Source organism: Fodinibius sp. GM21, from assembly GCF_058386955.1.
In genome coordinates this window covers 55,629-82,331 of the sequence record NZ_JBYEIQ010000007.1, presented here as the reverse complement: position 1 = coordinate 82,331, position 26,703 = coordinate 55,629, and the positions used below count along the sequence as shown (strand labels likewise).

Here is a 26,703-nt window from a genome sequence, read left to right as displayed (position 1 = left end):
TAGCTTAGATCATCGTTGCAATTACAAGAGCTACAACAGACATAAGCTTAATAAGGATATTGAGGGAAGGGCCTGAGGTATCCTTGAAGGGATCTCCTACCGTATCTCCTACAACAGAAGCTTTATGGGCTTCAGAGCCTTTTTCAAGCATTTCTCCATTGTACTCATAACCTTCTTCAATCATTTTCTTGGCGTTATCCCAGGCACCGCCGGCATTCGATTGAAACAGGGCCATCAGTACACCTGAAGCAGTAACACCTGCAAGTAAACCGCCAAGCATTTCGGCTCCGCCAAGGAACCCGAAAGCAACGGGAACAACAACGGCAAGAACGCCGGGAGCTACCATCTCTCGGAGTGAAGCAGTTGTGGAAATAGCAACACATTTTTCGTATTCCGCTTTTCCAATCGCTGTTTCAAAGGTATCCTGATCTTCTTGCGACCAGTTTTCAAGCTTGGTGCCTTCGTTGCGATTCATGGCATCAAGACCAGCGCGCAGTTCAGGAATATCGTTGAACTGACGTCGTACCTCTTCAATCATTGACATAGCTGCACGTCCTACCGCTTTCATGGAAAGCGCAGAGAAGAGGAAGGGTAGCATCGCTCCGATAAAAAGAGCACCCATCACTTTGGGTTGTGTAATATTAATACCAGTTAATGCAACCTCGTGCGTTGCATTATAAGAGGTTATAAACGCAGCAAACAAGGCCAGTGCAGTAAGGGCAGCAGAGCCGATAGCAAAACCTTTACCAATAGCTGCTGTGGTATTACCAACGGCATCAAGTTTGTCGGTACGATCTCGAACCTCACCGGGTAGTTCAGACATTTCTGCAATTCCGCCGGCGTTATCAGAAATTGGTCCGTAAGCATCAACAGCCAACTGTATACCAGTGTTAGAAAGCATACCAACTGCTGCTATAGCAATTCCATATAATCCTGCAAATTCATATGATGCAATCATTGCCGTGGCAATAATTACGATGGGAATAGCGGTTGAAATCATTCCTACACCAACGCCGGAAATAATGTTTGTAGCTGCTCCGGTCGAAGATTGCTCAACGATAGATTTGACGGGACCAGTTCCGGTACCGGTGTAGTGTTCGGTAATAAGGCCAATAAGCAAACCTGCTGCAAGTCCAAAAATCGTGGACCAGAAAACACCCATGCTGGTAATGGTTAGTTCATCACCAAAGATAGTGGTATGTGCCCAGCTTTCAGGAAGCATCCATTGAATCAAGAGATAAGAGGCTACCAACATTACAGCAGCGGAAACAAATTCCCCAATGTTAAGAGCTGTTTGAGGATTTCCGCCTTCTTTAACACGTACAAAGAAGGTGCCCAGAATAGAAGTCAGAATTCCTGTTCCGGCAAGAACCAAAGGAAGAAGTACAGCAGAAAGTCCGCTAAAATTATCCGACCATTCCGGATTTGCCATAAAAGCAGCCCCGAGTACCATCGTACCGATGATAGATCCTACATAAGATTCAAAAAGGTCAGCTCCCATTCCGGCAACATCGCCGACATTATCGCCAACGTTATCGGCGATGGTAGCAGGGTTCAAAGGGTGATCTTCAGGAATACCTGCTTCAACCTTACCAACAAGGTCGGCACCCACATCTGCGGCCTTGGTATAAATACCGCCGCCTACACGAGCAAATAGCGCGATGGAAGAGGCTCCAAACGAAAAGCCGGTTACAACGGCCAGTACTTTGTTGACACTTGCGGCCGATCCGGTTCCAAACATGTCACCAAATACGAGGAATAAAACGCCGAGCCCGAGAACACCTAATCCAACAACACCGAGCCCCATTACAGAACCACCGGCAAAAGCGATTTTCAGACCTTCGCTAAGACCGCTTCTTGCGGCATTGGTTGTACGTACATTTGCTTTAGTAGCAACACGCATGCCAATAAAACCAGCAAGGCCTGAACAAAAAGCACCTATAACAAAGGAGACAGATACAAGCCAGTGCGATGTTTGGGCATTAGCTGTAACGGCCAACAGAATTGCTACAGAAATTACAAATATAGACAGAACTTTGTATTCAGCTTTTAAAAAAGCCATAGCTCCACGTTGTATGTGTGAGCTAATAGTCGCCATTTTTTTCGTGCCGGTGTCTTGCTTGTTAACCCAAGACGATTTTAGAAAGGTATACAGTAGCGCAAGTACACCACTAACCGGTATTAAGTAGGTTATTAAGGTATTCATGTCAGGTTTAGTTTATTAGTATAAGTTAGTAGTCGATTAGTTAAACTTGTTCATTGCCTGATCGATGCCTTCTCTGACAAAACAGAGAGCGGCATCCACCGCATTGTCCAAGGTTGGTTCTATAGTTGAACGCTCATCATCAGAAAAGGAGGAAAGTACATGTTGTACTTGTTGTCCTCTTGGAAATTCATTTCCAATCCCGATACGCAATCGAGGAAAAGAATTTGTCCCTAGCTTATTGATAATGTCTTTTATTCCGTTGTGTCCGCCTGCACTTCCGTCCGGACGCAAACGAATAGTTCCTACATCCAGATCCAAATCGTCATAGCAAACCAGGCAGTTGCCAACATCTTCTTTGTACCAATTCACAGCCTGACGCGCGGCATCCCCACTGTTATTCATGTAGGTGGTAGGTTTGACCAAATAAATCGAATGCCCTGCATGATTTCCTTTTCCCACATGAAAAGGGCCTTTTCCAGGCCCCATTCGTACTGACAGTGATGCTGCCAGCTTATCGATAAATTCAAAACCAATATTATGGCGAGTTCCAGCGTACTTACCCCCGGGATTTCCCAGACCTATGATTAACGGCATAAAGCAGTTACGCTGATTTGATCAACACTATTATTCGGTTGTTTCTTCGTCGCCTTCGGTTTCTTCGCCCTCTTCGGCTTCCTCACCTTCTGCAACTTCTTCGCCCTCTTCGAGTGCCTCTTCGCCTTCTTCGAGTTCTTCTTCGGCGGGTTCTTCGGTAACAAGAGATGATGTAAGTAGCGCTTCGGATTTTGGAGGACGAATAGTAACCAGCGTTCGTCCAAGATCGTCGAGCGGAATAATTCCTTCAAGCTCGAGGTCGCGTACGTGCAGAGAATCACCAATTTCTAATTCGCTGATATCAACCGTGTAAGCCCCGGGTATAAGATCGGGCTTGACGCGGATGCGTAAGATATGCATTGGTTGGAAAATACGACCGCCTCCCTCTGTGACACCGACAGGAGTACCTTCCAGTTTGATGGGTACACTCAATGTTACTTTGTGATCATCGGCCATTACATAAAAGTCGGCATGGACGGGACGATCGGTCAGTGGATGAAATTCCACTTCTTTGAGAAGGGTTTTATACTCTTCGCCATCAACAGTAATGTTAAGTATCTGACGCTTGCTTTCGCTTAGTATTTTTTCAAATTCGAGCTCATCAATTGAAAAATGTACGTTTTCGTCTACTTCAGGTCCATACATAACACACGGCACACGCATGGCATCCCGAAGAGCGTCAGCGGCCTTACGGCCTGTTTCTCTAATTTTTCCTTCTAAATCTACTACTTCTGGAGTAATCATAATCCTAAAACGTTAATTTAATCGTCAAAAAGTGCACTTATTGTATCATTGGTGTGGATACGCTGTATTGCTTCAGCAAAAATACCCGCTACGCTCAAAACCTTAATTTTGCTTGACGGTTTACGAAGCGGTACCGTATCAGTAACCAATAGTTGATCAATAGGTGAATCTTCAATTCGTTGGTACGCAGGGCCCGATAAAATAGGATGCGTACATGTTGCTATAATATTAAGTGCTCCGCGATCTTTCAGTGCGGCAGCTGCATTTGTTAGTGTGCCTGCTGTGTCAATAAGGTCATCAACGATCAGCACATTCTTGTTTTCAACTTCACCGACAATATTCATAACCTCGGCTACATTTTGTTTGGGCCTCCTTTTATCAATAAAAGCAAGCCGTGCCCCTAAACGTTTCGCATATGCTCGAGCCATTTTCAGGCTTCCTACGTCAGGAGCAACAACGACCAAGTTTTCAATCGGATGGTCGCTAAAATAATCAATAAATAACCGGCTGGCATATAAATGATCAACCGGAATGTCGAAAAAACCCTGAATTTGTGCTGCATGCAGATCCATTGTTAAAATACGATCAGCACCGGCCTCAGCAAGCAAATTTGCCATAAGCTTGGAGGCAATAGAAACACGCGGCTGATCTTTACGATCTTGACGGGCATACCCAAAATAAGGGATCACAGCGGTAACTCGCTTTGCTGAGGCCCGTTTTGCAGCATCCAGTAATAACAATAGCTCCATAATATTGTCACCCGGCGGCGGGGTGGATTGTACCACGAAGATATCTTCGCCGCGAATGCTCTGTTCGTACTTTACATAGAGCTCACCATCTGAAAACGGCTTGATGGTAACTTCACCTAAGTCTGTACCGTACTTTTCAGCAATAGCTCTTGAAAGAGCAAGATTGCTGCGTCCGGCAAATATGGCTAAAGGCGTATCCAACGAAGCGGTTTTTCAGGAAGTTATAAAAATAGAAAAGGATGGCTTTGAAGTCATCCTTTGTAATTTGTTGCCCGGGGAGGACTCGAACCCCCACTGACGGTACCAAAAACCGCTGTCCTGCCATTAGACGACCGGGCAATTATATGCCTTTTTCAACAGATGCAGATGATATGAATTTACACGTTCTGAATCAAGAAGAAATTGCACTTTTAAAAACTTTACAGTTTTGGCAATGGCGGGGACGACAGTAGGATCGCAGCTGATAGATGGATCCCAGTTTTTGCTTGTATAGGGATGGAGAAATATCTGTATTAGTAAATAACTTGAGCAGCGAAGAGGGAATATCGGCTTCATGATTTTGCCAAAGCGACCAGCATTCATTCTTTAGCTCTTCTTTGAAAAATAAATTTCCTAAAAAATACAGTGACGGCAGAAAAACAGTTCCGAAAAGAATGGAGCCCCGCTCTTGACCCAAGCCGGGTTTTGTTTGGATATTGTCGAGCAATTCTGCCCATAATGGTTTGGGATCACATCGCAACCAATGTTCGAAAGGGCGGCGATGGATCTGCCAATAAAGTTCTGCTCCTTGTTGAATACGTAGCCGAGGATGGTTTCCGGGTCGGCATCCTTTATGATTCCAGTTCATAGATATTTGAGGGCTATCGCAGTAATCAGCATTAATCGCCGAAAGTTTTAAAGCATGAATACGGAATGCATTTTTTGATAGTGATTCAATATTTTCGTTGCAGAGAAGATTGGCCAGCTCGCGCATTTGATGTCGATTGTGAGCTATCCCGAGGCCATCAAAAAGACCGGTTATGAGCATTTTTATCCATGCTCGGGATGGAGGCAGTGATGCATCATAAAAAGCCAGCTGATCATTCACCTTTTGTTCAAAATACTCTTTGTGAGCTTTTTTTAGCTGTTGGGCAAAGGCTTTGTCTGATATGAATGAAAGTTGACCGGCACAGGGGAGTTCGGGTTTGCTTTGATACTGTTCAAGGAACGACTGTAATGGCTGTGAGAGGTAAGGCGCTAAACAAAGAGTAGGAATTTGTGTTTCATCCCTTCTGCAGCTGTGGTTTTCAGTAGAATTAAAAACGACATGCAGAATAACGTTATCATAATTGGGATCGGTATGGTGGCTGTGAGCCTTCCAGTCGGATAACGACCAGTGCAGCTCAATATTTCCAAACCAGCGCAAATTGCCAATGGACACTTCCGCGGATAAAAAGTCGGGACCGTCTGACTTATTAAGTTGCCCTGTATTGTGTAGCCATACTTCCTGACCATCAATTGTTTTAAGGTTACGAAAATTGAACCGGCGGTTTTGCCAGATCCAGTGCAGCAACTTCTCGTGATATGGAGAGGCTGACTTACTCATTTAAGATATTATCATTGCTTAATGGGATAGTATCAGTGGCTTCATAAAGGTCGGGTATGTTTTGCTGAATACCCTGGTGGATATTTTTACGAAGCTTCTGGAGTTCTCGGGAGCTTTTTCGTTTGGCCAAATGGCGTTGAATTTTTGCCCACCGGTTCAACTCCAAGGCGTTATTTGACAACCAGGCTCTATTTTTTGCTCCCTTATTAGGTGATAACAGCAGCCCCGCAGCCAATCCTCCTAAAAACGAGGTGGTAAATAACAGGAAGTTGGTTTTGCTACTCATAATAAAACTCTCTTTCTATTTTTTATTTGTTTTAACTATTAATAATGTACAAAGCTGTATGTTTATTATAAATTGTTTGCAATAGTTTATTTCTAATATATAACGAATTAAAGTTAATGAACGCCGGATCAGAAATAGTATTGATGAACAAAGAACGCATTTCACGTTCTCTAAACCGAATGGCACACGAAATTGCAGAGCACAATGTGGATGATGCTCCTATTGATCTGTTTGGGATAGATGACCGAGGGTATGCGGTAGCCAGAGCTTTGGAGGATATTTTAAATCCCATATTTAATGATAAGGTACGACTGTCCAAACTTCCCCTAAAAGGAAAAAAATCAGATCCTGATTTGGAAGATATTAAGTTACAGGAAATTCACTATCCGGTTATTGTGGATGATGTTATTTTTTCGGGCAAAACAATGTTTCAGGCTCTGAAAATTATTTCGAACTATGTCAAGCCTTCAGAAATTCATACCGCAGTCTTAGTTGATCGCGGGCATCGTAAGTTTCCTATAAAAGCGGAATTTTATGGTATGGATCTGCCTACAAAATTGGATGAGCATGTCTCTGTAGTGGTAGAAAATCAACAGCTGCAAAACGTTACACTCATAAAATCTTGATTAGCGAAACTTTTATGGGCTTAAAAATGTCCATATATTCGAGTTGAAAATTTAATTATGAAGGTGATTATACCCCAAATTAATATTATGAAAAAATACCATTCATTTATTCTCTTCCTTGTTATCTCAGCTTTAATTAGTACGCCGGCTTTAAGTCAAGAGGCTATTGAAATAAGTCGATTACTTGAAAATGATAACGATATTTCTGTTAGGGACATGTCGAATGTGAATAATAAGGTAGTAGTTTCGGATACGCTTAAAGGGTGGACCGTAGATTGGGTAGGTGGACTTAACGGCTCCCAGGCTTCTTATGATAATTGGAGTCAGGGTGGTGTGAATACCATTAGTGTTACTGCTTCTACTGTGTTTAACGCGAAATACCGAAAGGGTAAATTTGCTTACGCATTGGCAACCAACTTTAAATATGGTAAGTCGCGTATAGAGGATGAGGGAACACGGAAAACGGATGATCGCATTGCGATAAATAATAAGTTTAGTTACCTCTTTAATGACGAACGGTGGAGCGCTTTTGGCAACATCAACTTTAGTACGCAATTTGATCAAGGATTTGATTATTCTACCGATCCTCCCACAGTAATATCTCGGTTTTTTGCTCCGGCGTATTTTACACAGATAGCGGGTATTTCATTTCAGCCGAAAGACTATTTTACTTCCGAAGCAGGTTTGGCGATGAAGGAAACCATTATATCCGACACAGATTTGTCCACACGCTATGGTCTTGAACCGGGCGAAAGTTTTCGTTTTGAGCCGGGTTATTCCATCGCGCTGAACTTTGAAAAGAAAATCGTGTCAAATGTTCGGTTAATCAGTTCAGTCGAAACATTTACTAATATGCAGCGGCACATAGATAATACGGATGTTAACTTCTCGAACGAGCTGATAGGGAAAATAAATGATTATCTTAACATGTCGTTTCAGTTTGTAATGGTATATGACAGCGACTTTTCCCGGGAGCTGCAAATTAAACAGGTACTTTCAGCCGGACTTTCCTACAGTATTCTATAATACAGAAGACACATTAAAAAGATATCTCAATAAAAAAGCCCCGAAACCGGGGCTTTTTTATTTATACAAGGTTGTTTGAACAGAAGCTATTCCACGTCAAATTCTATACCTTGAGCCAGCGGCATTTCATCACTCCAGTTGATGGTATTGGTTTGTCGGCGCATGTAAGCTTTCCAGGCATCCGAGCCAGATTCACGTCCACCTCCGGTTTCTTTTTCGCCTCCGAAAGCACCGCCAATTTCTGCACCGCTTGTTCCAACATTGATATTGGCAATACCACAATCAGAGCCGCGGGCACTCAAAAAGGTTTCAGCTTCTCTCATATTTAATGTAAACATGGAGGAGCTAAGACCCTGTTTAACGCCATTATGCTTGGCAATTGCTTCGTCGATATCACTATACTTAATCAAATACAGAATTGGAGCAAAAGTCTCTTCTTGCACAATATCGAACTCATTTTCGGCAATTAAGATAGCAGGATTCACATAATGTCCTCCGTCAAGTTTTTTCTTTTCTAGCATTTCTCCACCGTAAACAAGTTCTCCGCCGGCTTCTTGAACCTCCTGGAGGGCTTGTTGCATGCTCTCGGCTGCTTGCTTATCAATCAGTGGACCTACCAGTGTATCTTCATCCAGTGGATTGCCGATATTCACATCTTTGTAAATTTCGACCAGCCGATCTTTCAGCTCATCAAAAACATCTTCGTGGACGATAAGGCGTCGAGTAGAAGTACAGCGCTGACCACAGGTTCCCACGGATCCAAAAACGGTTGCCCGGGCCGCCATTTCGAGGTCGGCATTTTCGGAAACGATGATCGCATTGTTACCGCCAAGCTCAAGAATGGTTTTGCCGAGCCGCGCACCGACGGTTTTGGCGACTTCTTTACCCATCCTGATAGAACCGGTTGCCGAAATAAGGGGAATACGCTCATCTTCCGTCATCCATTCACCAACTTCGCGTCCGCCGGTAATGAGGTTGAATATGCCCTCTGGCAGATCATTGCGTTTTAACACTTTGCCAATAATATTTTGGACGGCAATGCCGCACAGAGGTGTTTTTTCGGATCCTTTCCAGATCATCACATTTCCACAGATGGCAGCAATCATGGCATTCCAGCTGTAGACAGCAACCGGAAAGTTAAAGGCTGAAATAATTCCGGTAATACCCAGCGGATGCCATTGTTCGTACATGCGGTGTTTGGGGCGCTCCGATTGCATTGTTTTACCATACAGCATGCGGGATTGGCCTACCGCAAAGTCGCAGATGTCAATCATTTCTTGTACTTCTCCGAGACCTTCTTGGTAAATCTTGCCCATCTCGTAGGTAACAAGGCGTCCGAGGTCTTCTTTATGCTTACGCAATTCGAGCCCTATCTGGCGAACAATTTCACCGCGCTTCGGGGCGGGTGTCATGCGCCATTCTTTAAATGCTTCTTGCGCTTTTGCTACTACCTTGTCGTAATCTTCGCGTGATGTCACTGTGGTATCGGCTATTTGAGAACCGTCAATTGGCGTGTGACTCGAAATGGTTTCTTTGCTTCCTGATCCGAAATAATTTTGGCCGGTACTTGTGCCCAGGTTTGTACCTTCAATACCTAATTTTTTGAGAAAATCCATAACTTTGGCTTGGTGATTTGTTAAATTTTGGTATTAAAATAAGGATCATTTTCATGATATGAAGCTTAGTCCACAAATAATTTTCATCTGATATTTTATTCAGAAGAATTTCAATACAAACAAGAACCAAGCAGTTATACATTGAACCTATCAACGGCCTCTAATCGTCAACAGACCTTACTTCGTAAATTAAATCGTAAAAAGTATCGCTACAAAGAGCGTCTTTTTTTACTGGAGGGGGCTCGTGCGGTGAAGCAGGTCATAGCGAATCAAGAGATCCATATACGGTCGTTATTTTTTGATGAAAGTCAGCGGTATTGGGAGCAATCCGACTGGCGAAGGGCGGCTGATGAATTGGAGGTCGCCACCTTATCGCAGGAGCTGTTTATGGAAGTCTCGGATACTGATACGCCGCAGGGCGTGTTGGCGTTGTGTGAGATGCCTTCGGAAGTGAGGGTTGAGGAGTTGGCCGGGCAATCAGGATTGATTGTTGCACTGGATGGGTTACAGGATCCGGGCAATATGGGCACAATTATTCGTACAGCCGGATGGTTTGGAATCTCAGGCATTATATCGGGTAAGGGAACGGTGGACATGTTTCATCCCAAAGTTGTACGGGGGACGGCAGGGGCAACGGGTACGATTCCATTTATAAATGCAGAATTATCCGAGGTTTTTGATACGCTTGAACGTGAGAACTGGCAGATTTTTCTGTTGGATGCGGGACCGCAATCGCAACCGCTGCACAAAATATCATCCATAAAAAAGGGAGTAATTGTGGTAGGGAATGAAGGACACGGTATTCGTGATGAGTTGTTGACGGGGAACCGGCATAGCGTGCAGATTCCGTCTCCGGTGGACCAACAAAATGTAGAGAGTTTGAATGCGGCTATTGCTGCATCGATAGCCCTGTATGATTTATCCGAAAAAAACTGAATTATTTAATTAAAAAATTGACAAGTATTGATTCTGACTGGCTTATTCGATAACCTGTTAGAAACATTTGCATAGAGGCTGTTTATTCCAATCTAAATCACTTTTGGCATGGCTAAATCCAAGAAAAAGAAAATTTATGTTCTGGATACCTCAGTATTGCTGTATGATTCTGAGGCGGTAAAGAATTTCCAGAAGAATGATATTGCAATTCCCATCACGGTTCTTGAGGAGATTGATACGTTTAAAAAGGGTAACGATGTTATAAATCTGCATGCTCGGGAATTCAGCCGCTATCTTGATAAGGTATCTGACAAAAACTTATTACAGAAATGGATACCTTTGAACGGGAAAACGCATGGGAAATTACGGGTTATCAGCAATGAAAATAGTGAGCTGGATGCTTCAAAAGTTTTTGGAAATGAGAAAAATGATCACCGGATTTTAAACTCGGTGCTGAAGCTGATGGAGGAGGAGCCGAACAAGAAGGTCATTCTGGTTTCGAAGGATATTAACCTTCGGATTAAAGCACGATCGCTGAATATTGATGCCGAGGACTATGAGACGATCCAGATAAAGGATCTTGATCACCTTTATCAGGGTAAAAAGGAAGTAAATTGTGACGATGCCATTATTGATAAAATTTATGATGAAGGGAAGTTGCCCTATACCGATTTGCAGGATGAGAAGCCCAATAACAATCAGTTCTTTATTTTAAAGGGGCAGTCGGGTTCGGCCCTGGGATACTTTAGAAAGGAGACTGATGCTGTAGAGCTCGTACAAAAGAGAACAGCCTATGGTGTAACGCCGAGAAATGCGGAACAGACGTTTGCACTAAATGCTATTTTAAATCCGGATAATTTACTGGTAACCATTACCGGTGCGGCTGGTACGGGAAAAACATTGCTTGCACTGGCCGGCGCGCTGGAACAGCGACGAAACTTTCATCAGATATTTCTGGCACGACCCATTGTTCCGTTGAGTAATAATGATATAGGCTATCTGCCGGGCGATATCAGCTCTAAAATTGATCCCTATATGCAGCCGCTCTGGGATAATTTATCGTTTATCAAAAATCAGTTTCCCGAGAGCAGCAAAAAATTCCAGAAGGTGGATGATATGCTGGAAACTGATAAGCTGCGTATTATTCCGCTGGCATATATTCGCGGACGCAGTTTGTCGAACGTAATTTTTATTGTGGATGAGGCGCAAAATCTGACCCCTCACGAAGTGAAAACGATTATTACCCGAGCGGGTGAAAACACGAAGATTATTTTTACGGGTGATATCTTTCAGATTGATACACCTTATCTGGATACTGAGAGCAACGGGCTGTCATTTCTGGTGGATCGCATGTACGATAGTGAGCTGTATGCACATATTAATCTGGAGAAGGGAGAGCGATCAGAGTTGGCAAATTTGGCCAGTAAGTTGTTATAAATTTATACCGCAGGTATTCAGGTATATCAACAGAATACGAATTAAAACAAATTTTCTAACCCGTTTACTTTCGCAGCTATTTTTAATCTAGATGTTGGGCAGCGATCCAGCCGGTAGTCCAGGCCGACTGGAAATTATATCCGCCGGTAATGCCGTCGATATTCAGCACTTCGCCGGCAAAATAAAGGTCGTCTATTTTTTTACTTTCCATGGTTCCCATATTTATTTCGTCCAATGGAATGCCACCGCTGGTAACAAATTCTTCTTTATAGGTGGTCTTACCCTCAATCTCATAGTTGGCATTCGTCAGTTCTTGCGTAAGATGATGAATTTGTTCGTTAGATAATTCTGCCCATCTTGTTTTGTGATCAATATTAGCCAAACTAAGGAATCGATTCCACAAACGGTTAGGGATAGGGAAGACATCTTGTTTTTGCGTTGTTTTTCGGGCGTTTACATCCCGAAGCTTTTTAAGCTTTTGTTGAACCTGTTTTGAAGTGAAAGGATGCAACCAATTGACCTGAATTGTAAAATCGTAGTTCTGTTTATAAAGATATCGCGCAGCCCAGGCAGACGTTTTTAATACCGCCGGTCCGCTGAGTCCCCAATGCGTAATCAAAATTGGGCCCTCATGTTGATAGGAAGTGCCCGCAATGCTGACAGATCCATTGGCTATCGAAATCCCGGATAGATTCTGAAATATTTTCTTTTTGAAGTTGAATGTAAACAGTGATGGAACAGGCTCAACAATAGAATGTCCAAGATCTTCCAGCCACTTATAGGTACTGCGGCGATTGGAGCCGCCGGTTGCAATAATTACGGAATCAAAAACCTTGGATTCTTTGTTTTTGATTCCCAGCTCAAATCTTGGGTCACCGGTGCAGGCAATGGTTTCCACCCGATGCCGGGTAAGTACATCTACGCTGTGATTATTAGCTTCCTTTTTCAGGCAATTGATAATGGTTGTCGAGTCATCCGTGATAGGAAACATGCGTCCGTCGCTCTCTGTTTTAAGCTCAACATCTCGTTCTTCAAACCATGTTACCGTATCGGATGGCTGAAACTGTTCAAATGCCCAGCGGAGTTCACGACCACCTCTGGGGTATGCTTTGGACATCACTTCAGGATCAAAACAATGGTGGGTTACATTACAACGTCCACCACCTGAGATGCGAACCTTGGAAAGAACTTCGCGACTTTTTTCAAAAATAGTGACCTTGAGTTCTGGGTTGAGGCGTGCTGTATTTACGGCGGAAAAAAATCCAGCCGCACCACCGCCAATGACGGCAAGTTTGTTGGATGGTGTCATATTTCTTAAAGATGGATGAACTCAGAAGTTATTGAATCGCCCCAGAAAACATTCGCATGTGCATCAAAATCGTCGGTAGAATCGGTGGTGAGAAACCTCCGCGTTCGATTTTGGGTGCATTTTTCTTCGATTTCGGGGTGTCGGTTTAAATAATCGGCAAGGCTTTTGGCTACAATCTCACCTTGGCTTAGAATTGTGATGTCATCTTGAACATACTGTTTGATTTTGTCAATTAGCAAGGGATAGTGGGTACAAGCCAGTAACAGCGTGTCTATTCCTTTGGATTGAGACAGAATTCTATCGATATGTTGTTTTACGAAATAGTCAGCGCCTTCACTGTCAAATTCTTTGTTTTCTACAAGTGGCACCCACATTGGACAGGCTTCCTGGTAGACTTTCAATTCCTGGAATTGCTTTTTGATCTCCATCACATATGAATGGGAATTTACGGTACCGCTTGTTCCAAGGATTCCCACATGCCCGGTTTTAGAGTAGTTTCCTATTACTTCTGCCGTGGGACGAATTACTCCGAGCACTCTACGTTTTGGATCAATATTTGGCAAATCTTTTTGTTGGATCGTTCGAAGTGCTTTGGCCGAGGCGGTATTACATGCCAAGATTATCAAGTGACAGTTTTGATCGAAAAGATACTTAACGCACTCCAGCGTGTAGTGATAAATTGTATCAAAAGAGCGGGTTCCATAGGGGGACCGTGCATTATCGCCAAGATAAAGATAGTCATATTGCGGTAGCTCTCTGACAATATCCTTCATGACGGTCAGTCCACCGAAGCCGGAATCAAAAATGCCAATAGGGGCAGAACTCATGTAATGTGATAGGAATTATTGATCTTGGTGTCAAATAAATGATCTAAAACTAAGAAAAATATCCCAATTCCTAATCTGCTAATCCTAATTAAGTTGTCGTGCAAGCACCACAGTCTTTTTAAAACTCAGGTCGTTCCCTGAGGTACTATCATAAGCTTCAAAAACAACAATATAAATACCGATACGGTTGCGGCTGTTGTCATCTTTTCGCCCATTCCAGATAAGCTGTCCCTCAAATCCGGCCTGTTTGTTGTCGGCCAATGTGCGAACAAGTCGTCCGTAGCGATCATATATACGAACTTTTATCAGATAGTCCTGCTGATCAAGCTTATAGTTGATGAACAGATTGTCTTCATAGCCATCACCATCCGGTGAAAAAGGATTGGGATCGAAACTGATTCCTGTTTCTTGATCAATTTGGGCGTTTTCCTGGTAGATGGAATTCTCTGATTGAGGGGTACCGCCTTTTTCTGTGGTACTGGATCCCCAATTCGATTCATCATTGCTTGACCCATCCGGAGAGATACGTTCAAGGGCAATACCACGACTATCGATAATATTGGGGTTGTGCCAGCTTTCATCATAAAAAACGGAATCGATGGTGGCCCCCGTACTGTCGGCTATGTAGATAGCGTCATCAGAAGAGCCCAAACTTAGACTGGATCGATCTGCCCGCATAATGGATTGCATATTTGATGATGGCAGATCAAAAAAGAGGGCAGTTTGACTCTCTTTAAAGTTTGAACTCTCATCGGCATGGATGAGTACATAACCTTTCGGAGGAACCCATTTTGCTGTTGTAGATACCGGTTGAATATCACGAATATTTCCGTTTTCATCGGGTTCGTCATGTAGAAAGAGTCCTTCGAGGGAAATAGCATAATCCTGCGTATTACGCAGTTCGATATACTCAGTTTGATCGGGTTGGTTGTCATCGGCTTTGGCCAGAGGATTAAACATAATCTCATTAATAACCAGATCTCCATTTTGTAGCGGTTGTGCTACTGAAATCTCAGAACTTGTTGTTGTGTTTCCCTTTACATCGGTCAGACTTTCTGCCCGTATTGTCGTGCTATTTGCAATAATATTATTGCTCATTGAAGCTGCTGAAGACAATAAAATCACATTAGCACTGGTTGAGTCAAAATCAGTGATTGAAAGACGCTCTGCTCCGGCATAAAAAGCAACATCATCAGTTAGACGGATAAATTCATTAAACTGAATTTTAAAATTTCCTTTATTCAATACTTTAGAAAAAATCATCCGTGGAGAATCGGTATCCTCTTGGAAAGTGATATTTTGGTTTCCTGCGGAAATGCCCCTTTCAGAGTTATTGGTTTGCCAGTTTGAGGCATCATTTGAAGCTCCTAATGGATCGTTACGTTCTAGGGAAGCTCCGTCGGTATTGCCACCCCAGCTCTGGTAATAGCGCAGAGAATCGATTGTAACGCCCTTTTGATTTCGAATATAGATGTCATCGGGAGTATTATTATTTAAAGAGGGGAATTCACTTATGGCAACAGCATTGGGAATAGCCGCTGCAAAATTTTGATTTCTGGTAAGCACGATAAATTCCCCGGCTTCGAGTTGCGTGGGAACGTCGATAGTGGTTTCAGCGCTGTAATCACCGACCACCCATTCGGTTAAATTGAAATTTTTATCTGTTGTATTGTAAAGTTCAATAAAATCAGCCTTTCCTCCGGATCCGGGGTTATAGAGTATTTCATTGATAACGATTTGTCCTGACTGAGCTTTATCAATTTGCAGGTAATTGAGTTCCCGGGAAGCATTTGTTAAGGTATTGCCAAAGATGTCAGAGATATTGGAAACGGTTACTTCATAGGTTTGTCCGTTAGTAAGTGCCTGTTCCAAAAATAGGGTCACCCTTTCATCCTGAACCGATATTAGCTGAATACCTATTGACGGGTCGAGTTGGTAATTTTGTTCATCTGTAGCTGATGGGGATGCTACTTTTTCTGAAAACGTAAGCTCAATCTTGTTGGTGTCGATGCTAATTAGGTTTTCTAAAGTAGGCGATGCCTGATCTTGAGGGACCTCATTTTGTGATCCTGGGGAACCAAATCCATTGGGAGCATCACTCCAGTTTTCACGAAATGTTCCTGAGACTGCTGTTGTGCGTCGCTCAAGTGCGACTTCGTCGCCACCCCAGCCAGAAGTATATTGCAGGGAATCTAACAATGTGCCACTTTGATTTCTTACGACGATCTGGTCGCCACTGTTATTAAGAGCAGGGAAGTCGCTCATTGCAAGAAGTGCAATATCGGGGTACTTTGTTAACAATGTATTGTCAGGGACTATTACTACGAAACTATCCGGGGGTACGATAAAACGTGCATTGGTAATAGTTCCTTGTATACCACGATTATCGCTTAGCGTCCATCCCTCAAGGTTAAACGATTTATTAGATGGATTATAAATTTCGATGTATTCGGTACTACCTGATGGGGGAACAAAACTAAATTCATTCACAAACACATCGCTTGAATTGGCATTTGAAACCTCATAATAGGTGAAGGAGGTATCCACAGGAGAAATCATATTGCCAAATAGATCTGCAATATTTTCTATGCCAAGAGTATAAGTTGCCGCATTTTGCAACTGACTACCGAGCGTTAATAAAACGGTATCGGGAGCTAAAAGCTGGGTATTTGCTACTGAAAAAGCATTAGAGATGGTATAATTACTGAGATCTTCTGCTGAATTTTTATCCAATTGTTCAGAAAAAATTAGAGTCAATTCTGTATTGCTTTTGATCTCAAATTCTTCAATTGTCGGAGCTTCACTATCAGGTTCAATATTGTTCGATGACCCCGGCGTCCCGAACCCATTGGGGGTATTGCCCCAGTTGCTTTGATAGGTGCCGGAAATATTGATAGTGCGTCGTTCGAGGGCTATTTCATCACCGCCCCAGTCAGAGATGTATTGCAGGGAATCCAGGAGAACGCCGTCTTGATCCCGGATAATAATTTGGTCTCCGCCATTATTGAGGGCCGGAAAATCTCCCATTGTCAACAGCGCGATAGTGGGGTAATTAGGTTCAATAGTGTTATCAGGAGCAATTACCACAAAACTGTCTGGAGGCACGATGAATTGATTGTTGGAAATGACTCCTTCAAAACCATCGCGGTTATCACTGAGCGTCCATCCCTGCAGATCAAGTGATTTGTTAGAGTGATTGTAGAGTTCAATATATTCGGAGCTGCTTGCCGGCGGGGCGTACATAAATTCATTAATGGCCACATCACCGGAATCTACCGGAGACGGATTGTAAAAGGTGAAGGATGTATCAGTGGAAACAAGAGTATTTCCAAAAATGTCTGTGGCATTATCGATGGATAGGGTATAATTCCGGGCATTTTGCAGGTCGGACCCCAGAGAGAGCTCAACGGTATCGGCTGCGGTCTGATTAACTGATGAAATACTGCTGTTGGTAATCCCATAGTTGCCGGCTTGATTCAGGCGCTCATTAAAAGCCAATTGCAGAGTTTGTGCTGATAGAATGTTCAGCTCAATAAACTTGGGAGGTGTGGTATCTTCAGCAATCTCATTGCTAACGCCCGGCGTGCCGCCATTGGAATTGGGAGAGTCGCCCCAATTTTCTTTGTAGATACTCGGAGCAGACGATGACCGTCGTTCCAGTGCTACATCTGTACCGCCCCAATCCGAGTTGTAGGTCAGGGAATCTGCTTTTGCACCCGTATCAGTAATTAATTGTACTGCATCAGGTGTTGAATTATTGAGAGCAGGGAAGCCAGTTTCATAATAAGTTCTATTGCCCCAAAGATCAGTCAGTTCAGTAGTGTCTGCTGAAATAACTAAGAAGCTGTCAGGCTCGATGGGGATAGGGTCGGAACCTAAATTGGAACTGCTGTTGTTATCTGCTATTTGCCAATTGGCAAGGTTTAGATACTTATTACTCGTATTCCGTATCTCGATATATTCTTCTGTAATTGTTGACGGATAATCGTAGGCAAATTCATTTATAATGATATCCCCCGGGGTATAGGAGTCAAAAAATTGAAATGGAAAACTCATATTGGGATCGATAGTGTTGCCTTCGTTGTCAGCAATGCCGCTGACATTAAGAGTGTATTGTCCGCCGTAAATGGGATTATTATATGAGAGTTGAACAACATCGCCCGCAATACTAAGATTGGTGGGATTCCCGATGTTTGGAGTAATACTAAAGTCTGATGTTTGAACACTGGCAGGATCGAGATCCAGATTAAAAGAAACTTCAAAAGTCTTATTATCTGCGACGGTAACATTTTGGATGTCGAGCGGTGGATTAACTTTCGTTACCTTGATATCATCGTATTCGAACAAGCTGGATCGGGTGCTGGTATAATCGCTGAATAGACCGATGAATTCACTTTGGCTATGTGTATTATCTGTTGCCGTCCCCTGCGAGGTATAAGTAGTGCCTCCGGCGGGATCAGCAAGCAGTTCCCAATTACCGCCAAGATCCCGCATGACTCGTATCCGCACTGTTACAGGGTCCGAGTCAACTAATCCATCGGTTCCATCGATAATTTTTATTGCACTGCTCCCATCCTGACGATAGAGACTTACTTCATCTTCGGTATCGCCTATTTGAACAAAATAACCCTCAATATTGCCTTTCATATCTTGATTATTAGCAATAATATAAAATCTTGACAGATTGCTACTCGATGGGTTGAAACCGAGTTCAATATATGCTTCCCATTCGCCATAAGCAGCTGTTGAGGGTGTACTGATTACCGCTTCAGCAGTTTCACTGGATGCATCAAGCTGAAGCATGCTTGAAGTATTTACAATATGTTTGGATTCACTATCGGTCCAAGTGGGATTACTTATAAAATCACCATCACTAAAATCATCATCAATTGTAACGGTTTGTGCTCGTGTCTCTGCAGAAATGAAAGTGATTATTAATAAAAAAAGTGCTGTAATGGTATATCGCATAATGATTTGACCCCGAAAAAATTATGGAAGAATACTTTGGAAGGGCATGAATGGCAAGAAAATTAAGGTTTGATAAAAAAGAGGGTGAAACTGCTATCCACAGCTTCACCCCGGAAGGACATTTGATATTACTCTCTATTTCAACGGCTTATACGCTTTTATGCGTTTCTGTTAGTAAGACCATTGAGAAGACAAATCCTTACAAAATTTTTCCAATTTTTTATATAATCATCTTTACAAAATACATAGCTCTAATAACTACGCATGGATTACACAAATAGCTCGACCATTCCATTCGAATCTGTTGATTACAACCATGGATTACAGGTGGCCAAAGGGTTGCTGAAACTGACTGAAAGTGGTATCGAACTGGAGTACCAAGTGCAGGATAGTTTTGTGGGAGTCATTAAATCAGATGTCAAAAACCTGCATTTGGACTATAAAGATTTGGATTCTATCGAGTTCAAAAAGGGATGGTTTAGTGCAAAAATCATTTTGAAAGCGACTTCGATGCGTGTTTTACAGGATCTGCCCGGAAATGAACTTGGCGAATGTAAACTTAAAGTAAAGCGAAAGCACAAGGATAAAGCTCAACAAACAATATCACGGGCGCGGGTAGCACTATCTGAGTTTAAGCTTGATCAACTTGGGGAAGGCGATTCTGATCAGTGATTTTCATCCCAAATAAAAGCCTGCCAGGATAGATTCTGACAGGCTTCTCGGGTAATTTTTTTTAAATTTTAGGTTATCGGATGTACTCTCTTGCAGCCAAGAGTTCAGCGTTCAATATAGCTCCTCCGGCAGCACCGCGAATGGTATTATGAGCCATAGTCACGTATCCCAAATCCATAACGGTTCCTTCGCGCAGACGTCCCACTGCCGTTTGCATACCGCCTTCACGATCAGCGTGGAGTCGCGGCTGTGGATAGCGATCTTCTTTGTAAAGCCGCACAGGATTAGCTGGGGATGAAGGTAGATCCAGGTCTGCGATAGGGTTTTCCCAGTCAGTAAAGGCCTGTTCGGCTTCTTCGATTGATGTAGGAGGATTTTTCAGTTTTACCGATACCGAAAGTAGGTGCCCTTCAATCGTGGGGACGCGCACGGCCGTAGCCTGTATTGTAAAAGTATTAAAGGCGATAGAATCGTCCGATAGGGCGCCTAACACTTTGGTGGCTTCGGTCTGTACTTTGGGTTCTTCTCCACCGATATGAGGCACAACATTGGCCACAATGTCCATGCTGGAAACGCCGGGATAGCCCGCTCCGGAAACGGATTGCATAGACGTGACTATCAAAGAATCGATGCCGAAAGCATCGCGCAATGGACGAAGGGACATCGATAGAGGCACCGATACGCAATTTGGATTGGTAACGATCCATCCATTTCCATCAGAATCAAAATCTTGTTTTTTAATAAGCTCTGCGTGATCGGGATTTACTTCGGGAACCAGCAGGGGTACCTGGTCGTGCATGCGGTAGTTTTTGGCATTGGAGATCACAGGAATGCCCGATTCGGCAAAGTTCTTTTCGATATCTCCGGCCACGGAGGAATCCAACCCTGAAAACACAAAGTCGACACCCTCAAAATTAGCTGGGTCACATTCTTGAACCTGAAGGTCGGCAGTATTAGCTGGCAGTTCAGTTTTCTCAATCCAGTGGACGGCCTGTTTGTATTTCTTTCCGGCCGAGCGTTGTGAGGCGCCCAATACTTTTACCGTGAACCACGGATGGTTTTCTAAAAGACGAATAAATTTTTGTCCGACGGCCCCGGTAGCACCGAGTACGCCAACCTGGAAAGAATGCATAATATTATTTCTTGATTAGTTTAGGTAATTCAAGGTGAAGTTATATAAATGGGATGAATGCAGAATCATTCCCATGGACCGCCAAAAATACGCATAAAAGGATAATTAATTAAAGCTGTAATTTTTTCTATCTTTGGGCTTCGTAAAATCATTGTTTTAACCCAAATTTTAGCACGTACATGTCAGTTACCGAACTCGATAGTTTAGATACGCTTGTATCATTGGCGAAGTCCCGCGCTTTCATTTATCAATCATCAGAAATATACGGCGGACTTGGAGCCGTGTATGATTATGGTCCGCTGGGGGCCGAGCTGAAACGAAATATCCGTGATATGTGGTGGAAGGATATGACTCAGCGTCACGACAATATTGTGGGACTTGATTCGGCTATTTTTATGCATCCCAAAGTGTGGGAGGCCAGCGGCCATCTGGATGGATTCAACGATCCGATGATTGATGATAAGCAATCGAATAAACGCTATCGGGCGGATATGTTGATTGAAAATCATATTGCCAAGTTGCGCAGCGATGGTAAGGCCGATAAGGCTGATGAGCTTCAGGAATTGTTGGATACGGCCGGATCGCGTAAGGGCGTGTGCGAAGATCTGCATCAAATTATTATGGATGAAGAGATCCGAGCTCCCGAGTCCGGCGCGTTTGACTGGACCGAGGTGCGCCAGTTTAACTTGATGTTCAAAACCCAGTTTGGGGCGACGTCATCTGGTGGGGATGGTGATGATGCTGTTTATTTACGTCCGGAAACGGCCCAAGGCATTTTTGTGAATTTTAAAAACGTGATGGATACCGCCCGGCAGCAAGTGCCGTTTGGCATTGCTCAGGTTGGGAAAGCGTTTCGAAACGAAGTTGTGGCGCGACAGTTTATCTTCCGCATGCGGGAGTTCGAGCAGATGGAGATGCAGTATTTTGTAGAGCCGGGTACCGATAAAGAAAGTTATGATTATTGGCTTAACAAACGCCTTGACTGGTTTAAAAAACTGGGCATTCGTGAGGATAAGCTTCGTACACATCCGCATCCCGAAGATAAATTAGCCCACTACGCAGAAGCTGCTGCCGATATTCAGTACGAATATCCTATTGGCTGGCAAGAGGTTGAAGGTGTTCACAACCGCACCGATTTTGATTTGAGTCAGCACAAGGAGTTTTCGGGCAAGAAGCTGGAATACTATGATCAGCAGAAGCAGGAAAAATATGTGCCTTATGTTATCGAGACTTCCATTGGGCTCGATCGTACGGTGATGATGGTGCTCTGCGATGCCTACCGCGAGGAGGAAGTGGATGGCGATACGCGAACGGTATTGAAAATGAATCCGCAGCTGGCGCCAACCAAAGTGGGCATCTTTCCGCTCATCAAAAAGGATAAGTTGCAGAATCTGGCGCATAAGATTACGGACGATTTGCGCGAAGATTATAACGTGCTGTATGATGAATCCGGATCCATAGGCAAGCGTTATCGTAGGCAGGATGAAGCGGGAACGCCCTTCTGTGTGACGGTCGATTTTGATGGCGTGGAATCCGAAGGTGAAAATACGGTGACCATCCGCTATCGCGATGATATGACGCAGGATCGCGTTCCGGTCAGTCGTTTAAAGGAGGTGATCGATGACAAGATGAAAGACTGGAATGCAGAATAGTCAGATAAAAAAATGGAGTCCAACCTGTGAGGTGGACTCCATTTGAGTAAAAAGCTTATATCTGGTACCGTAGCTCTGCTGCGGTACCTTTTTTACTGGATAAGTGATTTTGGTCTGATGCAGGAGAAGCAAATGGTAGAGAAAGGGGGGCATTTCGCAGCGGAGCTACGAAACGAGGATATTGAAGAGATGTTGATATAGGTGTCATCCTGAACTCGTTTCAGGATCTGTAGTATTTAATAAGAAAAGGAGTTCACTTTTGAAGTGAACTCCTTTTTTGTTTGAATTCGTAATGAATTACATATCAGCGTTAGCAACGCCAATTACGCCACATCCCATGCGAGGACCTGCAGCACCGGTTGGCTGTGACTCAAGATCATCTTCACCGCCGTGAATAATAACTCCACGCCCCATAATACTTTCAGGTCCATTTAGTGCGATGGTATTATCTACGTAATCGATAGTGGCATTACCATCGGCATCAGCCTCGAGGTTGCCCATATCGCCAACGTGGCGGCTTTCGGCATCAGGTCCTGCATGTGGATTATCGGCTGGATTATAATGTCCGCCGGCAGAAGTACCATCATCGGCGCGGCAGTCACCATATTGGTGGATGTGAAAGCCGTGCTTACCTTCTTCCAATCCACTGAATTCGCCTTGCACGCGAACGCCATCCTCAACCTTTGTAAAAGTAACATGGCCGGTCGCATTACCATTTTCAGTAGGATGGACAACGGCTACCGCTTCTGAAAAATCAGTCGCCGGTTCGGTTGTGGTTTCTTTCTGTTCCATCTCCTGTTGTGCGCATCCTATCGCGAAAAAGAGCAATACAAAAGAGAAAAAATACTTTTTAAATGATTGCATAAATAATATGATGTTTTGTTTTTGTTCGAGTTCCAATCCTAAGGCTTTAACAAGAGCTAATGTATTGGCATTCAATGAAATTTAAAAGTATCGATCGGCCCAGGCAGCAATTACTTCCGCCACAAAAATGCCGTCTTCTTCTTTGTTAAGTAAGTGATCGGCATCATCGAGTGATACAAAACTTTTGGGATGACGGGCCATTTTATAGAGGTGTGCGGCATTGTCTATGCTGACAATTTTATCGATCGGGGAATGGAAAATCATGAGAGGACGATCCAGCTTTTTCACTTTATCATCCATATTATTCTCCTCCAGATCAGCCAAAAACTGCTTTTTGATCGTAAAATCACGTCCGGCTAGTGTCACAGTAGCTTTGCCTTTCGTTTTTATGGTATCAAGCTTGGCCCCAAACTTGTCTTTGATGCTGGTGGGACTGCTGGGAGCGGCAATGGTTGCTACCGCTTTTGAGGATTCGATGCGTGAAGCCGCCTGAATCATTGCTGCTCCGCCCAGTGAATGTCCGATTAGGATAGCCGGACCCTGTAAATGCGATTCCATATATTCAGATGCAGCAATGAGATCTTCGATATTGGAGGAAAAGTTGGTATCGGCAAAATCACCCTCACTTTCGCCCAGCCCCGTAAAATCAAACCGAAAGACCCCAATATTGTGTTTGGTGAGGGTTTTGCTCAGGGTTTTAACAATTTTCAAATTCTTTGAGCAGGTAAAACAGTGCGCAAAAAGGGCATAACTTCGAGCTTCATCGTCAGGCTGATCTATCCGCGCTGCAAGTTGGTTTCCAAAAGCACCTTCGAATGTAATTTTTTCTGATCGCATGAGTGGTCCTCAATTTATATTTTATATGACTCTCTTTTGGCAAAAAATCTATTTCAAATAATTATAGTATTATGAGTGAACAATCAACACCGTTATTTCACTTGGCATTTCCGGTCTCGGATCTTGATGAAACCCTTACCTTTTATCGGGATGTTCTCGGTTGCGATACCGGGCGCAGCTCAGATAAATGGATCGACTTCGATTTTTGGGGACACCAGGTCGTTGCACATTTAAGCCCCGAAGAAGCCGGAAAGTCGAGCATGAACGATGTGGATGGACATGCCGTACCGGCCAAGCACTTTGGGCTGATTTTGGAATGGGAACAGTGGGAGGAGCTGGCCGAACGATTAGAGAGCGAAGGTGTGGATTTTATTATTGAACCCTACGTTCGTTTTGAGGGTAAGCCCGGTGAACAGGCCACGATGTTTTTCAAAGATCCCAGTGGCAATGCACTTGAATTCAAGGCCTTCCGGAATAAGGATCAGATTTTTGCGACCTAATGATGGACATGAGTAGTGAGAGGTGAGTATTGAGAAGGTGGCTTTCTCACTACTCATGACTCATTACTCACTACAATTATCAACTAAATTCTTCCTCAATTTCGCTCATCTTCGTTGCCAGCTCTTCCCACTCGGCATAGATCTCAACGAGTTTTCCTTTGAGTTTTTCATATTCCATCGAGATCTCTTTGACCTGCTCTTCATCATCATAGAAATCCGGCTCAGCCATCAGGTCTTCAATCTCATCTTTTCGCTCTTCAAGCTTTTCAATTTTGTCTTCCAGCGGATCAATTTTCTTTTTCAGTGGCTTTAGCTTGTCATACTTTTTCTGGCGTTTTTGCGCCGCAATTCGGCGCTCCTCCTTGCGCGATAGTCCGTTATTAGAAGATTCATTCCCATTATTCTGCTGGTTTTCCTCTTTTTCCTCCTCTTCCCGCTCTTCGACTTTATCCAAATAATATGAGACGTTCCCGTGAAAGGTGTTGGTCTCATTGGGACGCACTTCCAAGACTTTATCCACAGTGGGATCGAGGAAGTCTCGATCGTGACTCACAATCATATAGGTACCTTCGTATTGCTCGAGCGCCTGCTGTAGAATATCTTTAGATTGCATATCGAGGTGGTTGGTAGGCTCATCAAAAATAAGGAAGTTCGCCGGCTGCACGAGCATGCGCGCCAGGGCCAGCCGACTTTTCTCTCCACCCGACAACACCGACACTTTCTTAAACACATCATCCCCCTGGAAAAGAAAACATCCCAAAATGGTACGAAGGCGCGTTTCGTCCGTCTTTGGGGCAGCTTCCCGCATGATTTCGAACACTGTTTTATCGAGATCCAGCTCATCGGCCTGGTGCTGGGCAAAGTAGGAGGTGGTCACATTGTGGCCGGGTTCGCGTTCGCCGGCATCAAAATCTTCCAGTCCGGCAAGCATGCGAATCATCGTCGATTTTCCCGCGCCATTGGGACCCACGACCGCAATTTTGTCTCCGCGATCAATGGAGTAGGAGAGATCTTCAAATACTACATTCTCGTCGTACTGTTTACGGATGTTTTTGAGCCGCATCACCACCGCGCCGCTTCGTTCGGGGGGGGGAAACTCAAAGAAAATCTCTTCCTCACGTTCATCAAGCTCAATTTTATCCATTTTCTCCAGCTGCTTGATACGGCTTTGCACTTGCGCCGCCTTGCTGGCGTTATAGCGAAACTTGTCAATGAACTCCTGAATCTCTTTGATCTCCTGCTGCTGATTTTCATAGGCCTTGCGCAAATGTTCTTTTCGCTCGGCATGTTTTTCCTCGTAATAATCGTAGTTACCGGCATAATCCAGCAGATCCCCATATTCCAGCGCCAGCGTGCGCGTGGTGATCTTATTCAGAAACGCCTTGTCGTGCGATACAATGATGACCGCGCCCTCATAGCCATTCAAAAATTGTTCGATCCAGCGGAGCGACTCAATATCAAGGTGATTCGTGGGCTCATCCAACAGCAGATACATGGGACGCTGGAGCAGCAACTTCCCCAATGCGATACGCATCAGCCAGCCGCCGCTGAATTCAGTCGTAGAGCGTTCAAAATCATCCGGCGAAAAGCCGAGTCCCATCAACACCTTCTCGATGTTCGATTCCAGCGCATAAGCGCCCGATTGTTCAATACGATTTTGGAGCCTGCCCACTTCCTCCATTGCCGATTGATATTCGGAGGTTCCTTCCTCAAGTTCGCCAAGTTCTTCACGCGCTTTTTGCACTTTCTCTTCCAGCTCCTGAATATCAGCGAAAGCACTTTCCATTTCCTCATAGACTGTTAAATCCGGATCGGGATCAACGCCATCCTGCGGCAGATAGCCGACCGTTGCAGCCTTCGACATGGTGATATTTCCACCGTTGGGTTCGATTTCACCGGCAATAATTTTTAGCAGCGTCGATTTACCGGCGCCGTTGGGACCTACGAGTCCGACGCGTTCACCGGGATTAATGATGGTGCTTATTCCATCGAGCAGGGTTTCATCCCCAAAAGAAAGTGATATTTTTTCGAGTTGAAGCAAGGAGATAAGTTCTTTAAAATTGGCACTTAATATAATCAACAAAGCGCTTTGGCTAAATGTTAATTTCAGATAATAATTCGAAATCTTTAATCACAT

22 protein-coding genes and 1 tRNA gene are annotated in these 26,703 nt (G+C 43.8%); 8 read left to right on the top strand and 15 right to left on the bottom strand.

Annotation, left to right across the window (positions count from 1 at the left end; genetic code table 11):
* Positions 1–4 precede the first annotated feature (4 nt).
* From ACT3IB_RS14895 to ACT3IB_RS14865, 7 genes are all read right to left on the bottom strand, one after another.
* Positions 5–2,206 (bottom strand): sodium-translocating pyrophosphatase, encoded by a 2,202-nt coding sequence (locus tag ACT3IB_RS14895; RefSeq protein WP_491539822.1) that lies wholly within the window; start codon positions 2,204–2,206, stop codon positions 5–7.
* Between the two features lie 36 nt (positions 2,207–2,242).
* Positions 2,243–2,800, bottom strand: coding sequence for an aminoacyl-tRNA hydrolase (gene pth, locus ACT3IB_RS14890; RefSeq protein WP_491539821.1), 558 nt, complete (start codon positions 2,798–2,800; stop codon positions 2,243–2,245).
* 30 nt (positions 2,801–2,830) lie between these two features.
* A complete protein-coding gene (locus ACT3IB_RS14885; RefSeq protein ID WP_491539820.1) occupies positions 2,831–3,544 on the bottom strand; it encodes a 50S ribosomal protein L25 in 714 nt (237 codons plus the stop codon).
* Between the two features lie 17 nt (positions 3,545–3,561).
* On the bottom strand, positions 3,562–4,494 hold the full coding sequence (locus tag ACT3IB_RS14880) for a ribose-phosphate diphosphokinase (RefSeq protein ID WP_491539819.1): 933 nt from the start codon (positions 4,492–4,494) through the stop codon (positions 3,562–3,564).
* Between the two features lie 67 nt (positions 4,495–4,561).
* Positions 4,562–4,632 (bottom strand) — tRNA-Gln (locus ACT3IB_RS14875).
* A gap of 52 nt (positions 4,633–4,684) precedes the next feature.
* On the bottom strand, positions 4,685–5,878 hold the full coding sequence (locus ACT3IB_RS14870) for a DUF2851 family protein (RefSeq protein WP_491539818.1): 1,194 nt from the start codon (positions 5,876–5,878) through the stop codon (positions 4,685–4,687).
* Positions 5,871–6,164: a hypothetical protein gene (locus ACT3IB_RS14865; RefSeq protein WP_491539817.1), complete on the bottom strand. Its 294-nt coding sequence runs from the start codon at positions 6,162–6,164 to the stop codon at positions 5,871–5,873. Before ACT3IB_RS14865 ends, ACT3IB_RS14870 begins: the two co-directional genes overlap by 8 nt.
* Positions 6,165–6,280: 116 nt before the next feature.
* Between ACT3IB_RS14865 and ACT3IB_RS14860 the strand changes: the two genes are divergently transcribed.
* Together ACT3IB_RS14860 and ACT3IB_RS14855 are read left to right on the top strand one after the other, a co-directional pair.
* Positions 6,281–6,790 carry a phosphoribosyltransferase family protein gene (locus ACT3IB_RS14860; RefSeq protein WP_491539816.1) on the top strand — a complete coding sequence of 170 codons (510 nt, stop codon included), beginning with the start codon at positions 6,281–6,283 and terminating at the stop codon, positions 6,788–6,790.
* Positions 6,791–6,877: 87 nt separating this feature from the next.
* On the top strand, positions 6,878–7,816 hold the full coding sequence (locus tag ACT3IB_RS14855) for a DUF3078 domain-containing protein (RefSeq protein ID WP_491539815.1): 939 nt from the start codon (positions 6,878–6,880) through the stop codon (positions 7,814–7,816).
* A gap of 86 nt (positions 7,817–7,902) precedes the next feature.
* Here ACT3IB_RS14855 and amaB read toward each other — a convergent pair whose 3' ends face one another.
* Complete coding sequence (gene amaB, locus ACT3IB_RS14850) at positions 7,903–9,432, bottom strand: L-piperidine-6-carboxylate dehydrogenase (protein ID WP_491539814.1); 1,530 nt, start codon at positions 9,430–9,432, stop codon at positions 7,903–7,905.
* A 141-nt stretch (positions 9,433–9,573) separates the two neighbouring features.
* Here amaB and ACT3IB_RS14845 point away from each other — a divergent pair, with 141 nt between their 5' ends.
* Together ACT3IB_RS14845 and ACT3IB_RS14840 are read left to right on the top strand one after the other, a co-directional pair.
* Positions 9,574–10,368 carry a TrmH family RNA methyltransferase gene (locus ACT3IB_RS14845; protein ID WP_491539813.1) on the top strand — a complete coding sequence of 265 codons (795 nt, stop codon included), beginning with the start codon at positions 9,574–9,576 and terminating at the stop codon, positions 10,366–10,368.
* A gap of 108 nt (positions 10,369–10,476) precedes the next feature.
* Positions 10,477–11,805: a PhoH family protein gene (locus tag ACT3IB_RS14840; RefSeq protein ID WP_491539812.1), complete on the top strand. Its 1,329-nt coding sequence runs from the start codon at positions 10,477–10,479 to the stop codon at positions 11,803–11,805.
* Between the two features lie 82 nt (positions 11,806–11,887).
* Here the strand turns inward: ACT3IB_RS14840 and ACT3IB_RS14835 are convergent, their stop codons facing one another.
* The 3 genes from ACT3IB_RS14835 to ACT3IB_RS14825 form a co-directional block, all read right to left on the bottom strand.
* A complete protein-coding gene (locus ACT3IB_RS14835; RefSeq protein ID WP_491539811.1) occupies positions 11,888–13,114 on the bottom strand; it encodes a BaiN/RdsA family NAD(P)/FAD-dependent oxidoreductase in 1,227 nt (408 codons plus the stop codon).
* A gap of 5 nt (positions 13,115–13,119) precedes the next feature.
* Positions 13,120–13,941 (bottom strand): glutamate racemase, encoded by an 822-nt coding sequence (murI, locus tag ACT3IB_RS14830; RefSeq protein ID WP_491539810.1) that lies wholly within the window; start codon positions 13,939–13,941, stop codon positions 13,120–13,122.
* 84 nt (positions 13,942–14,025) lie between these two features.
* On the bottom strand, positions 14,026–18,909 hold the full coding sequence (locus ACT3IB_RS14825; RefSeq protein ID WP_491539809.1) for a lamin tail domain-containing protein: 4,884 nt from the start codon (positions 18,907–18,909) through the stop codon (positions 14,026–14,028).
* A gap of 264 nt (positions 18,910–19,173) precedes the next feature.
* On the opposite strand from ACT3IB_RS14825, the gene ACT3IB_RS14820 reads away from it, so the two are divergent.
* Positions 19,174–19,581 carry a hypothetical protein gene (locus ACT3IB_RS14820; protein ID WP_491539808.1) on the top strand — a complete coding sequence of 136 codons (408 nt, stop codon included), beginning with the start codon at positions 19,174–19,176 and terminating at the stop codon, positions 19,579–19,581.
* Positions 19,582–19,654: 73 nt separating this feature from the next.
* Here ACT3IB_RS14820 and asd read toward each other — a convergent pair whose 3' ends face one another.
* Positions 19,655–20,713 (bottom strand): aspartate-semialdehyde dehydrogenase, encoded by a 1,059-nt coding sequence (gene asd, locus ACT3IB_RS14815; protein WP_491539807.1) that lies wholly within the window; start codon positions 20,711–20,713, stop codon positions 19,655–19,657.
* A gap of 179 nt (positions 20,714–20,892) precedes the next feature.
* Between asd and ACT3IB_RS14810 the strand changes: the two genes are divergently transcribed.
* Together ACT3IB_RS14810 and ACT3IB_RS14805 are read left to right on the top strand one after the other, a co-directional pair.
* Complete coding sequence (locus ACT3IB_RS14810; protein WP_491539806.1) at positions 20,893–22,365, top strand: glycine--tRNA ligase; 1,473 nt, start codon at positions 20,893–20,895, stop codon at positions 22,363–22,365.
* Positions 22,366–22,407: 42 nt separating this feature from the next.
* Positions 22,408–22,566, top strand: coding sequence for a hypothetical protein (locus tag ACT3IB_RS14805; protein WP_491539805.1), 159 nt, complete (start codon positions 22,408–22,410; stop codon positions 22,564–22,566).
* A 96-nt stretch (positions 22,567–22,662) separates the two neighbouring features.
* On the opposite strand, the gene ACT3IB_RS14800 is transcribed toward ACT3IB_RS14805, so the two are convergent.
* Together ACT3IB_RS14800 and ACT3IB_RS14795 are read right to left on the bottom strand one after the other, a co-directional pair.
* Positions 22,663–23,229 (bottom strand): superoxide dismutase family protein, encoded by a 567-nt coding sequence (locus tag ACT3IB_RS14800; protein ID WP_491539804.1) that lies wholly within the window; start codon positions 23,227–23,229, stop codon positions 22,663–22,665.
* A gap of 81 nt (positions 23,230–23,310) precedes the next feature.
* On the bottom strand, positions 23,311–24,066 hold the full coding sequence (locus tag ACT3IB_RS14795; protein ID WP_491539803.1) for an alpha/beta hydrolase family protein: 756 nt from the start codon (positions 24,064–24,066) through the stop codon (positions 23,311–23,313).
* A 71-nt stretch (positions 24,067–24,137) separates the two neighbouring features.
* Here ACT3IB_RS14795 and ACT3IB_RS14790 point away from each other — a divergent pair, with 71 nt between their 5' ends.
* A complete protein-coding gene (locus tag ACT3IB_RS14790; protein ID WP_491539802.1) occupies positions 24,138–24,566 on the top strand; it encodes a VOC family protein in 429 nt (142 codons plus the stop codon).
* Positions 24,567–24,645: 79 nt separating this feature from the next.
* Here ACT3IB_RS14790 and ACT3IB_RS14785 read toward each other — a convergent pair whose 3' ends face one another.
* Positions 24,646–26,646 carry an ABC-F family ATP-binding cassette domain-containing protein gene (locus ACT3IB_RS14785; RefSeq protein WP_491539801.1) on the bottom strand — a complete coding sequence of 667 codons (2,001 nt, stop codon included), beginning with the start codon at positions 26,644–26,646 and terminating at the stop codon, positions 24,646–24,648.
* Positions 26,647–26,703: the final 57 nt, after the last annotated feature.